This is a genomic window from Lactobacillus kefiranofaciens, assembly GCF_900103655.1.
Taxonomy (GTDB): domain Bacteria; phylum Bacillota; class Bacilli; order Lactobacillales; family Lactobacillaceae; genus Lactobacillus; species Lactobacillus kefiranofaciens.
In genome coordinates, this window is the sequence record NZ_FMXC01000046.1 from 1 (window position 1) to 11,740 (window position 11,740).

Annotated in this window: 15 protein-coding genes; 7 read left to right on the forward strand and 8 right to left on the reverse strand. The window is 37.8% G+C overall.

The genetic code is table 11. The features are described 5' to 3' along the window. Window positions 1-22: 22 nt before the first annotated feature. Both BLP58_RS10500 and BLP58_RS10505 read right to left on the reverse strand, forming a co-directional pair. Window positions 23-544 (reverse strand): hypothetical protein, encoded by a 522-nt coding sequence (locus BLP58_RS10500; protein ID WP_013854897.1) that lies wholly within the window; start codon window positions 542-544, stop codon window positions 23-25. A gap of 191 nt (window positions 545-735) precedes the next feature. Beyond that, window positions 736-1,194, reverse strand: coding sequence for a hypothetical protein (locus BLP58_RS10505; protein WP_013854896.1), 459 nt, complete (start codon window positions 1,192-1,194; stop codon window positions 736-738). Between the two features lie 220 nt (window positions 1,195-1,414). Between BLP58_RS10505 and BLP58_RS10510 the strand changes: the two genes are divergently transcribed. The 5 genes from BLP58_RS10510 (at window position 1,415) to BLP58_RS10525 (ending at window position 5,692) form a co-directional block, all read left to right on the forward strand. Beyond that, window positions 1,415-2,038, forward strand: a complete 624-nt coding sequence (locus tag BLP58_RS10510) for a hypothetical protein (RefSeq protein WP_013854895.1) — start codon at window positions 1,415-1,417, stop codon at window positions 2,036-2,038. 45 nt (window positions 2,039-2,083) lie between these two features. Then, the gene (locus BLP58_RS12775; RefSeq protein ID WP_420864885.1) at window positions 2,084-2,590 is read left to right on the forward strand and encodes a C69 family dipeptidase; all 507 of its coding nucleotides are present in this window, start codon (window positions 2,084-2,086) and stop codon (window positions 2,588-2,590) included. Continuing rightward, the gene (locus tag BLP58_RS12780; RefSeq protein ID WP_420864886.1) at window positions 2,529-3,332 is read left to right on the forward strand and encodes a C69 family dipeptidase; all 804 of its coding nucleotides are present in this window, start codon (window positions 2,529-2,531) and stop codon (window positions 3,330-3,332) included. The genes BLP58_RS12775 and BLP58_RS12780 overlap by 62 nt, the downstream gene beginning before the upstream one ends. A 141-nt stretch (window positions 3,333-3,473) precedes the next feature. Next, a complete protein-coding gene (locus BLP58_RS10520) occupies window positions 3,474-4,823 on the forward strand; it encodes an Ig-like domain-containing protein (RefSeq protein ID WP_013854894.1) in 1,350 nt (449 codons plus the stop codon). 95 nt (window positions 4,824-4,918) lie between these two features. Beyond that, window positions 4,919-5,692, forward strand: a complete 774-nt coding sequence (locus tag BLP58_RS10525) for a putative ABC transporter permease (protein WP_013854893.1) — start codon at window positions 4,919-4,921, stop codon at window positions 5,690-5,692. A 47-nt stretch (window positions 5,693-5,739) separates the two neighbouring features. Here BLP58_RS10525 and BLP58_RS10530 read toward each other — a convergent pair whose 3' ends face one another. The 5 genes from BLP58_RS10530 to nrdJ form a co-directional block, all read right to left on the reverse strand. Further along, a complete protein-coding gene (locus BLP58_RS10530) occupies window positions 5,740-6,300 on the reverse strand; it encodes a cob(I)yrinic acid a,c-diamide adenosyltransferase (RefSeq protein WP_013854892.1) in 561 nt (186 codons plus the stop codon). Beyond that, window positions 6,300-6,824 (reverse strand): ECF transporter S component, encoded by a 525-nt coding sequence (locus tag BLP58_RS10535; protein ID WP_013854891.1) that lies wholly within the window; start codon window positions 6,822-6,824, stop codon window positions 6,300-6,302. The genes BLP58_RS10530 and BLP58_RS10535 overlap by 1 nt, the downstream gene beginning before the upstream one ends. A gap of 78 nt (window positions 6,825-6,902) precedes the next feature. Next, a complete protein-coding gene (locus BLP58_RS12785) occupies window positions 6,903-7,019 on the reverse strand; it encodes a DUF4430 domain-containing protein (RefSeq protein ID WP_013854890.1) in 117 nt (38 codons plus the stop codon). A gap of 17 nt (window positions 7,020-7,036) precedes the next feature. Next, window positions 7,037-7,183, reverse strand: a complete 147-nt coding sequence (locus BLP58_RS12790; RefSeq protein WP_013854889.1) for a hypothetical protein — start codon at window positions 7,181-7,183, stop codon at window positions 7,037-7,039. A gap of 21 nt (window positions 7,184-7,204) precedes the next feature. Continuing rightward, on the reverse strand, window positions 7,205-9,439 hold the full coding sequence (nrdJ, locus tag BLP58_RS10545; RefSeq protein WP_013854888.1) for a ribonucleoside-triphosphate reductase, adenosylcobalamin-dependent: 2,235 nt from the start codon (window positions 9,437-9,439) through the stop codon (window positions 7,205-7,207). Between the two features lie 259 nt (window positions 9,440-9,698). Here nrdJ and BLP58_RS10550 point away from each other — a divergent pair, with 259 nt between their 5' ends. After that, window positions 9,699-10,736 carry an AI-2E family transporter gene (locus BLP58_RS10550; RefSeq protein WP_013854887.1) on the forward strand — a complete coding sequence of 346 codons (1,038 nt, stop codon included), beginning with the start codon at window positions 9,699-9,701 and terminating at the stop codon, window positions 10,734-10,736. Beyond that, on the forward strand, window positions 10,733-11,296 hold the full coding sequence (locus BLP58_RS10555; protein ID WP_013854886.1) for an SGNH/GDSL hydrolase family protein: 564 nt from the start codon (window positions 10,733-10,735) through the stop codon (window positions 11,294-11,296). The genes BLP58_RS10550 and BLP58_RS10555 overlap by 4 nt, the downstream gene beginning before the upstream one ends. 43 nt (window positions 11,297-11,339) lie before the next feature. Here the strand turns inward: BLP58_RS10555 and BLP58_RS12500 are convergent, their stop codons facing one another. Beyond that, window positions 11,340-11,522, reverse strand: a complete 183-nt coding sequence (locus tag BLP58_RS12500) for a hypothetical protein (protein WP_074484274.1) — start codon at window positions 11,520-11,522, stop codon at window positions 11,340-11,342. Between the last annotated feature and the right edge of the window lie 218 nt (window positions 11,523-11,740).

The window sequence follows — 11,740 nt, forward strand, 5'->3', positions numbered from 1 at the left end:
TTATTCAACTTACCGCAAAAAATTATACACTTAGAAGCTTTTTTAAGACCTTAACTTCGCTGGTTTTGACATTGGTTATATAACCATTAGCCCAGGAAGCAAAGTATTGCTTGCCCTTATAGGTAAGTGCCTTACCAAACCAGCCGTCGTTATCTTCATTTGAAATTATTCTGCCTTTATCATAATTGCATGCACTGCGACTCAATATAATTGGTTTCATTTCTTTTTTATTTAATAATAGTTTTTTGCTGTAAGCTCTATCTTTAGCGGTAATCTTGTGGACGCTAAAGCCATAACCAGGAAGAGTGGTAGATTTTTTATCTGACTTGCTTACGCATTTAAAGTTTCCTGTTTTCTTGTTAACAGTGTAGTAGACAGAGTTAGATGTATCATAGCTAGTTTGGTAACCGATAATGTCTTTAAATGTAGGATTAAGAAGAACGAAAGCCTTGTTCTTTCTATGCTTTTTCATGCTAGATTTAGAGAAGAATAAGTAAATCTTGCGTTGATTTAATTGCTTAGCAAGTTTCCTATTCTTTGCCACTCTTGCCGCAATTATTCCTGCCCACTTGATAGATTTCTTCTGATTTTTCCTCCTTAAATGAAATCACTCTTTCATTTTATTGGAGGGCGGTAATTACGGGCTAATAATATGTGTATTTGCCTAAAAATAACAATAAGCCAGTTCAAACAAAAAATACCAATCTTAATTGACCTGAAATACTAATAAATCATTCATACTGACTGCTCTATATTTTCATTAAGTCCTTTTAAGATGTGAGTCCAATTTTGATTAGAAAGGCCATTTTCACTGAATACGTGGTATAAGAATTGTGTTTCTGCAATCATAACTAGTTGTTTGTGTGAAATCGGCTTTGAGTTATCCACCTGTTGATTAATTTTAAAAGCAAGATGCTTAATGACATCCGCGTTATTGTGCAAAACTTCTGTGGTTAAATCTGGACTTTGCGTTAAAAACCAAACAGCTTGAGCTACTGCTGAGCTAAACTTATAAGTCTTAGCTAGGTTAGCTAGCTTGTCAATAGTATGTTCAATTGTAAAAGTGGATAACTTGGGAATTAAATTATGCTGTTGCGAGGAAGAATTAGCACTTCCCTGAGGAATAAAAGAGCGGGCAGTAGTATTTGAATAGCATGGTTTAATGTTGATCAAATTATTTTTTCTACTCATCATATTGCCTCTTTTCTGAAAAATACCAGAAGCTAATTTGTTCTGATAAAAGCATGATAGCACCAGAAAGGTAGCTTTGTTATTGAATTTATGGTAGTTTGAACGGCTTAGCTAAATAATTAATATTGGTGTTTTAGTCAGAACTTTTTTATTCAAAAATGAATAGCAATATTCAATTTATAAGTTTATAATAATCGATAAACTATTAGGGAAGAGGAAAAATATGACATATGACACAAATAATCGACTTAAACATGGTCTGATTAAAGCTTTAACTCTTAAACCCCTGTATGAGTTGAAAGACTTAGATGTGATTAACTGTGCAGAAGTGGCACCAGCGACTTTTTATAAGTATTATGCGAATAGAAAAGAGATATTAGACGACGTTGAAGAGTCACTAATTGCTGATTTTAAAAAAGCGGTTAGCGAAGATCTAAAAGTATGGTATGAATTGAAACATTCGCCATCTAAAAAAGATGTTGATCGTCTATTACGTGATAATATTACTAGTACATTAGACTTCTTTGCCAAGAATTCCGAGGATATTGTTATTTTAGTATCCAATAATGGCGACCCACTGTTGCGGAATAAAATGGTGGAAATATTATCCACACGTTTATCACATTTGTTCATTTATTACTTCAAAATTTATCAACAGGAAAAGATGCTTCAAAGCAAGCCAGTCCTCTTTCACTTCTTGTCCTATCGTGAAGCTAATGACATTGTCAACACGTTAATCTACTGGGTCAGATACAAGGATCAAATTACGATTAATGATGCTAGAGAGTATTTGCTGTTCACTTTGACTAAGTCTGCCTATGAAATTACAGCGCATGGTTTTAATTAAAAAACGTTACGATAGAGCTAAAGAAAAAATTAGGAGGATAAATTAATGCCATGTACAACAATTTTAGCCGGTAAAAAAGCTACGGCTGACGGTTCAACTTTAATTGCCAGAAACGAAGATTATGGTCATGCCTTTAACCCTAAGCGTTTCATCGTTGTTACGCCTGATCAGCAACCTAAGGATTATCAATCAGTAACTTCAAAATGCAAGGTGGATCTGCCCGATAATCCAATGCGTTACACCGCAATGCCTGAACTGGAAGCAACCGTGAAAAAAATGGGCTGGTGGGGCGAAGCTGGCATCAACGCCGCCAACGTTGCTATGTCTGCTACCGAAACCAGCACGACTAATTCACGCATTTTAGGCGTCGATTCGATGAATAAAAAGGGCATTGGTGAAGAAGACTTTGTCACAATTGTTTTGCCTTATATTTATTCTGCTCGTGAGGGCGTGAAACTATTGGGCAAATATTTAGAAAAATATGGCACCTATGAATCTAACGGCGTCGCCTTCTCTGACAAAGATGATCAAGAATTACCATCTAGATATTGATGGTACTGGCAATCCATACAATTTCCGTCATATCTTCGGTAGTCATGATGATTCAGATTATGAATACAATATCCCGCGGCAATGGTATATTCAGAAGCTTTTCAATCCAAGTGAAGAGCATGAGCCTGATGATCCTGAACTACCATTTGCTAAAAAGCCAGAGCATCTATTAACTATTGAAGATTTCAAGTATGCTTTATCTTCACGTTATCAACACACCAAGTATGATCCATATGGTCAAGAAGGTACAGACGCTGATCATCATGCCTTTCGTCCAATTGGTTTCCAACGTAATCAAGAATTGTCTATTTTACAAATTAGAAATGATGTTCCAGCTAAAATTGCTGGTGTGCAATGGCTGTCGTTGGGACCAAATGCCTTCAATGGTAGTGCGCCATATTACACGAACGTGCTTGACACGCCAGCAGCTTACCGCGATATGCATGAGCATTTCAGCATCCAAGATATGTATTGGTTAACTCATGTTATTGCTACAATTGTCGATGAGCATCCCTTCCGTTACAATGCCTCTATTGAAGCGATGAAGCAAAGTACGTTGGCTGCAGGTCGTCACATCTTGTTAGAAACAGATAAGGCTGTTCAAGACCTGGATGGCAAGCAATTACAGGAGAAACTCCAAACAGCTAATAACCAAATCGCTAAATCTACGTACGATAAAGCAATGAAATGCTTTGGCGAGTGCGTTGAAACAGGAGCTTTACAAATTAGATTAAATTATTAATGAAGCAAAAATGCATTTTTGTCGCTAGTCGAAAAAACAAAAGCGATGAAGTGCATTTTTATTTTGTCAAAATTCTGTTTTTCTTATTTCTTTTTCCGTAAAATTCTGATTAACAATTTGAAAATAAGAAAGGAAAGAAGAATGAAGAGATTCTTAGCTGGTTTAGCATTTTTGACTGTATTATTTTTAAATGCAGGGCTTAAGACAGTGCTGGCGGATGCAGTAGATCGCAGCGACAATTTTACTAAAATCTACATTGAGCAATCCGATCAACTTTTGCAGAATAATCAATTGCTAACGATCACCGCTGAATTTAATGATGGACGGCACAAATTCAAAAGCGGCGATACAATGACGATCTCTTGGCAGTCGCGTGCTAAAAAGGCTGACTTAGAAGCGATTGAGCAAGAAAAGGATCTTATTATAAAGGAGGTGAAAGTAGGAACATATACGGTTAAAAGTCATCAAGTTTTGGTTAAATTCAATGATAATGTGGAAAAGCTGAAAGACGTTTCTGGCAAGTTGGATTTTTATGCTCAAGTTCATAACTTAACACCGCAAAAACAAGAATTAGTGCTTCAAGCAGGTAAGAGGGAAGCAAAATTAATGCTTGCACCACGGCCTGAGAATAAGCTGCTTGCAGAATTTAATGGGCGCTTAAATATGACTGGCGATTCTATTGCCTGGGAAATCAAATTAAATCCGGATCAAAAAGAATTCGTTAATTCATTGATTCTGGCTACAGAGCTTCCTGAAGGGATGGAATTTGACGCACAACTTAAGGTGCTGGCCGATGGCAAGTTGGTAAATCTAGATCAATCCGATGTCCAATATAAAAACAATGGAGTAGCAATTCGTTTTAACAGTAAAAATTATTCTGGTAAAGCAATCACGGTATATCTCCAAACTAATATCCTTGATAAAAAAGCACTTAAACATTCCAATCAATTCTTACTAACTTATCAGCTTGCGAATAATCAACCAGCTAGAAAAGATATTTATGAAGGTACGATTACTAATGATCGGCAGGGAATAGAAGAAAAAGAAAACGTGGAAGGGACGCGTAAATACCGATCAGAGCGAGTAATTAAAGCCTTATCGAACTTAATCGAGTTAATTTTTGGCAAACGAGAAAAAGAAAAGGATTCAAAGCCTCAAGTTAAAACTGTCGCAGACACATACACACCAACTATCAATACGAAGACGGCAGAACAAGTTAATCCTAAGGGATTGACCGGCTTTGATAAGAATACACATAATGCTAAAAATTCAACCATTAAAGTAGCTAAGACAGCTAATTCTGACCCGATTGAAAAAGACGCGCCTAGTGAGACGCTTGCTAAAGCAAATTACCATGATTCTAAAGACGATACGCATCGTCGTGTAGATCATTTGCCTAAAACTGGAGAGACTAAATTAATAATTCTTAGTGTAGCAGGCTTGGGCATTTTATTTGTTGGAAGTATTCTTTGGAAGAAATCAATCAAATAGGTATATTTGGGCAGGAAATTCAGTTTTTTGATAGCTAAAATGTTTTCTTTCACGTATGATGTAGATATAGATTTGCATGATGAAAGAGACATGAGATGCCTTATACTATTTCAGAAATTATCATTTTATTTTTTACATATTCATTTATTGGATGGCTCTGGGAAACGTTTTATTGTTCACTCAAGGATCATCATTTCGATTATCGTGGCTTTTTATTTGGACCATATTGTCCTGTGTATGGCTTCGCGGCAACAACGATTCTGCTTTTAACGCGAAAAATTCAGAATAATCTATTCTTGCTTTTCTTAATAGGAATCGTTGTTGCTACAATATTTGAATTTGTTGCGAGTTTATTTCTTGAGAAGTTTTTTCATGTGAAGCTGTGGGATTATTTCAAATTATGGGGAAATATCCAAGGACGTGTTGCTCCAGCAATCTCGTTATTCTGGGACGTTGGCACAGTACTTTTAGTTAAGTTCGTTCAACCATTGTTGCAACGTCTAATTGATCTCGAAGAGCGCCAAACTCATGGCTGGTTGGCCGTTGGAATTACGCTTGTGATGGGAATCGATACAGTCTTGTCGATGATTAGTGTTGAGATATTCCATATGACAGCTAAGAAATGGGATAAGCATATCAATCGCTTCATTGAACGCGTAAGAGTCAGGGTCGAGAGCAGAATGCCAGAGAAGGGAAAGCTAAAAGTAGGAGACTGGCACCACTCAGTCATGCAGCATTTTAATGAATTAAGGCCCCAGCCTTTAAGCTGGAATCACAAACGGCTGCTTAAGAGTTTTCCTAAACTAAAGGTACTAGATGCTCCTAAATTTATGGAAATCAAAAAAGAGATCCTTAAAAAAGAAAGATAGAAAATCCATTGCAAAAGGGATGATCGCTTAATGATCATCCCTTTTCTTTAACCGTTTATTCGATTTTTAGCTCGTTTTTTGCTTTTTACTTCAGTGTAGCCATCTAATACATTGGCATATCGTCCTAGAGTGAATAGATAATCCGAGAGTCGATTCATGTATTCTAAATCGGCATCTGCTAGGTCCTGTTCGGTAGATAATTTAACTAAAGAGCGTTCGGCGCGTCTAGCTACTGTACGGGCATATTGCAGATTTGCTCCCGTAATTTTGCCACCAAGTAAAATAAATTCAGGAATATACGGAATCTTTGGTGTCAGTTCATCTATTCGCCGTTCGAGTTTAGTTACATTTTCCTGTTTAATCGTCTGGTGATGTTTAACCACGATATCTGCCTGTAATTCATAAAGATCACGTTGTACGTCCTGCAATTCTTTACTTAAGTTTTTACAAGCAGTAGATAGATTGGCGATTGCTACGCCTAAGTAAGACTGCAATTCATCAACGTTGCCTAAAGCCTCAATCTGGCTATTAAACTTAGGCACCATTTTACCAGTAACCTGCTTGGTTAAGCCCTTGTCACCAACTTTAGTATAAATTTTAATCGTCATTAGGCACTTCTCCGTTGATAATTCTTAAGAGCTAACGTAACTGGTTTGTACAAAACGAGGTAGAAGGCAAAATTGCCGATTGCGTTATAGGTATCAAAAGCAAAACTAGAAACTAGGTAGGCAATAAAGGCAGGCAAACCGCCAAAAATGGTCATTCCTAAATCAACCAGAAAACCATATTCCCAACCTAAAAAGGTAGCCAAAGCGATTTGAAGCCAAAAATGTTCCCGCAAAGGCAAAACTTTAGCCAATAATGCTACTGTTAATACGCAGCCAGCATAAGCTAAAATCTGTGGGATAGTCCAAATGCCAAAACCGAGATAAATGTTAGAAATAAACATTGTCAGTGCGGCTAGAGTAATGCCTGAGCTAATTCCCATGTTCAAGGTCACAATCATCAAAATATCAGTGACTGGCTGAACATTGGGAATCGGAATAATTTTAAAAACACGCAGGACCACGCACATTGCTGTGAGCATGGCCATTAAGGCAATCTGCCTAATTTGTACTCGTTCAGTGACCATAAATTACTTCACCTTGTCTAACGTAAATTTTACCTTGTCTTTATTAGCAACTGCTTGTTTATCGGCACCTTTGGTTGCTCACTTGCCGTTAATAGTGTAAGTCCAATTGCCGTCGATGGCAGTAATAAAACCTTTGTTTTCTTGCACTTTCCATGCTTTCTTCAAGCCAGGCATTACTTTAGCTTTCTTGGACATTTTTACTGTCTTAGAATCTACTGTTTTCTTAGGGTATAATTTACTGCAATTTGCTTAGGAGCAGCTTTTTTAGCAGTGGAATTATTGGTAGAACACCCAGTTAAGGCTAATGTGAAAAATGCAATAATTGCGAAAAATAAGCTGAATCTGTTTTTGTTTTTCAATTTAATATCCCTCGTAAATAATTATTTGATTGGGCAAGCTCCGCCTTCACAGTCGGTTTGACCAACTAATTCTAGTCCCTTTTGATCATCATTTTGAGCTTCGAAGACTGCCTCAACATCGCCACTAATCATGGCTGCACGTTCTTCATAAGTCTTCTTGTCGATTGGCTCCTTGGGTGCTTGCTTGAGTGAACCGCCATAGTAAGGCAGCAGGGAAGTCGATTTAATGGTGTGTCTGTATTGACGCAAAAGTGGTGCAATTTGCTTGCTTTCATCAGATTGGAAGGTAACGGTACAACTAACTGCGTTGTCTGACCAGTAGGTTTGCAGAAATGCTTGGGTAGCAAATTGTTCACCAATAGAAACCGTTCCGGCTGAAGCAAAGTTTTTGCTGTCAGCATGAGCTGCACGTAGTGGAAATTCTACACAAATAGTGTTCTTAGTGTAAATATCAGGCTCAGTGTGGTAGCCGCATTCTTTTAATGCTGGTAAAAGCGGATCACTAGCTTGGAAACGAATTCGTTGAATTAAGTAGCCGGCGTAGTGGAAGTGCATCCCTTCAGACACTCCAGCCAATTTAGCAACCGTACCAGAAGGTTTAACCGTGGTGTGCTTAATTGATGGATTAACGCCTAATTCCTTACTGTAGGCTTTATCAGCAGCCACAACAGCCTTATAAAGACCATCGACCATCTTGATTCCTTTTGGATCATAGATTGGTTTTTGGATCTTTTTACCAGTTTCCTGATCAGTAGCATCTTCAAAACCAGTTACGACTCTATGACCAAGATCGTTTAACAGCCAGTCTTGAATACCGGACATGGACACGCCGATCCGGCGATTCTTAGCAATTATCTTGCGTGATACTTCCCAATCATAGTGGCTAAAGGTAACGCGCTTAGTATAGCGAGCGGCTAAACTAAAGGCTTCTTTTAAATCCCAGTCTTGCATTTCGGCGATATATGGGAAGACTTCGAATAAGTTGCATGGTTCACCGTTAGCTAAAGAAATTTCACCACAAGGATTAGTTCCCTCGACATCGTCATCAATGCCTGGTTGGTAACCGTCGGCGATTCGGCCGTAATTGCGTGACAATTCCAAGTTAACGATGCCAGGTTCACCATTATGCAAAATACCATCGGCGATTGGACCATAGTCATTAAATTTAGAATTAATAGCTACACTGTTGTTAGAAGCCCAACGGTGGTGGTAAAGCTTTTCTTTATCTTGCTTCATCTTGATAAAGTCTTGATCATCACTTGAACCTAAGGCTAGTTCGGCTGAGCGACGGACGTTGCCGGCAACGACGGTTTTGCCGATCAAGTTGCAGATATCAGTTGCATCAACAGCAGTTAAGTTTTGACCAACGCGAGCGTTAATCACGTTGTTGATATCGATAAACATTTCAACCAATGGCATTGGACCTGAAGCAGTACCGCCAAAACCATGAATCTTAGCGCCATATGGACGGATGTCACTGATATCAAGAACTAATTTGGTCTTTTGATCTGGATTAAGTTCATTGAAATGCATATCGATCAACCGAGCATTGGCAAGTACCCAGCCTTCGCGGGTATCTGGCAATCTGTAGTAGATAATATTGCTTTGATCGGGATTTTGTTTTGCCCATTCATCTTTATCAACTGCACCGACCTTAATTGAGGCGTCGTGGGATTTGCTCTTCTTGTCGATGACGACAGTTAGGTCGATCTTGTCGTCAACCTTAGGAATTTGCTTAATGTTGTCATTAACAACAGAAAAACCAACGCCGCCACCTTTCATTAATTGGTCAAATAAGAATGAGAAAGGCATAGAAACGGCTTTTTGACGCTTGTCAATATAAGATGGCACAATGTGACTATCGCCATATGCTTGCGGGCGAATAGCGATGAACCAGCAGTTGTTTAATGAATCACCGTTGCGTTTTTGATAGTCGGTGCCTGAAATCCATAAGTTACGTCCGGATGGCGTAGCAGATAAACCATAAACAAGGCGGAAAAGCTTCTTGGCTTCATTAGATAGTTCATTAACTACTTCATCAGAAGGATTATCCTGCAAACGTGGATCGAGGTTGATGTTGCCTTCGATTACGCGCTTGACGGTTTCATCCCAGTTCTCGAATCTATTCTTCTCTGACAGCCAACGTGCGTAGGTTCTCTTGTAAGTAACCCAACCAAGCTCGCCCCAGTGAGGTTTAATTTCATGTTTCACTTGATCGATAAAAGTTTGATCAAGGTTAATTCTAGTAGTTGGCATAATTTTCTCACTCCTGAATAAATTTCATTGTTTCACAAAACCACATCATGTGTGAATGCATATTTAAATGTACCACAATATCTTGTGGTTTGAAAACTTTTTATTGTAAATAGGTTTGACTTGTAAATTACAAGTAGCATCAGAGTGGGCTTAAGCAAAAAGAAAAATTTTTGAAAACTAAACGATATAGAAAATTTCTAGGAAAAGAATTTGAGCATGGTACAATTAAACTATGTGTTAGAAAAAACGAGGTTGATTTATGGATACGGCTTGGCAAAGATTTAAGAATAATATTCCTTTACGTAGGTTCGTGGTTCTTTTATTAGTTATTGCTTGTCTGTATGAAATGCGGGCAATGATGAATACGATCCTGTTAACGTTTATTTTTACTTATGTGATCGTGCATTTAATTCATTTGGTGCAGCGTTATGTTCCTAAGATGCCCACGGGTGTCATTGTAGTAGTCACGTATCTGATTATTATCGCGCTACTGTATTTTGTCATTACGGTTTACCTACCAATGTTGGTAGGACAGATTTCCAAGATGGTGAAGTCCGTCATGGCGTTTTATGAGTCGAATGAATCATTGCGCTTAATGTCATATGCGACGCATTATATTAGTAAAGCGGAGTTAATCACGCAAGCTAAGCGTGCTATGACCTTTGCCTTTCACACGGTAACTAATATTGGCACATTAACGGTGGCCACATTTATGTCGTTAATCTTGAGCTTCTTTTACACGATTGAATTAGAAAAGATGAAGGAATTTTCTAATTTATTTGTTAAGAGTGGCTACTTCAAATGGCTTTTTGAAGATTTGCGCTATTTTGGCAAAAAATTTACTAATACTTTCGGTGTAGTCTTAGAAGCTCAGTTTTTCATTGCAATCTGCAACACTGCATTAATGATGATCGGACTAGCTATTATGAAAATGCCACAGATTATTGCTTTAGGATTAATGGTTTTCATCTTAAGCTTAGTACCAGTGGCCGGGGTAATTATTTCACTAATTCCTTTGAGCATCATTGGCTATTCAGTAGGTGGTATTCGTTACGTGATCTATATTTTTGTGATGATCATGATTATTCATGCAATTGAAGCCTATGTTTTAAATCCAAAATTTATGGCCAGCAAGACGGAATTGCCTATCTTTTATACCTTTTTGGTGTTACTGGTAGCAGAGCACTTCTGGGGCACATGGGGTCTGATTGTCGGCGTGCCGATCTTTACCTTCTTACTTGACGTATTGGACATTAAATCTGTGAAAAAGAAGTCTAAAAAAGAGGTTATTAAATGAGACTTTTACTTACAGGCGACAGCATTATTTCACGTGCTGAGGGCAAAAATGAACCTCATATAAATTGGAATTTAAAGCAGCTTTTACCTGAAATTAAAATTGAAAATACAGCGGTGTCTGGGATTAATTCTGGAGCATTTTTCGCTCGTTTAGGTGAATTAGTGCTAAATGTGAAGCAATGCGATAACTTGGTTATTTTACTGGGAACTAATGATTTACCTACACATAAGCAGGTGCCACTAAAGCAATTTAAGCAGAATATGGAGTTGATTGCGTCTGCGGTAATTTGTCAATATTATCCGCCTCATGTATTGCTTGTCTCGCCACCAGCAGTTGATGAGAAAAAGCAACGCGTGCGCAGTAATGCTTTAGTTAAAAAATATGCCAGAGTAGTTCAAGAAGTAGCAGATGAATATCATTTTGGCTATGCCGATTTATGCCAGGCGATGATTGAAGCGGGAGATTTGTCTGAGATTTCCCGGGGAATTAAAAATGATGGTCTGCATTTTGGTAATTTAGGCTATGACATCTTGGCTAAGCTGATTGTAGAAAATTTGTAGAGCATGTAAAAAAGAGACCGAAAGGTCTCTTTTAGTTTTTCTGTTAACGAATGACTGCCCGTACGAGTCCGCCGATTGCTAGTAATGCTAAAAATGGGATGAGCAAGTATGCGCAAAATACAAAGATTAATCCGGCTGCGATTAAGAAGCCGAGGACTTTGATAATGCCGACTCCTAGTTTGAAGAAGAGCCAGATCAAAAAGATGATTAATAATAATGAAAGCATAAATTCATACCTCCAATTCTATGATTAGTATTTTACTACTGAAAGGTTAAGGTAAGATTAATGTAGCAACTAATTTTAGAAAAACTGAAGAAAAAAAGACTGCATAGTATGAATTACTACACAGCTTTCTTCATGATATTCATTATGTAAGAATTGTTAATTGAATTTAAATTGATCTAGAAGAATTAGTCCTTGACAACGTCTTTAACGTTCAACCA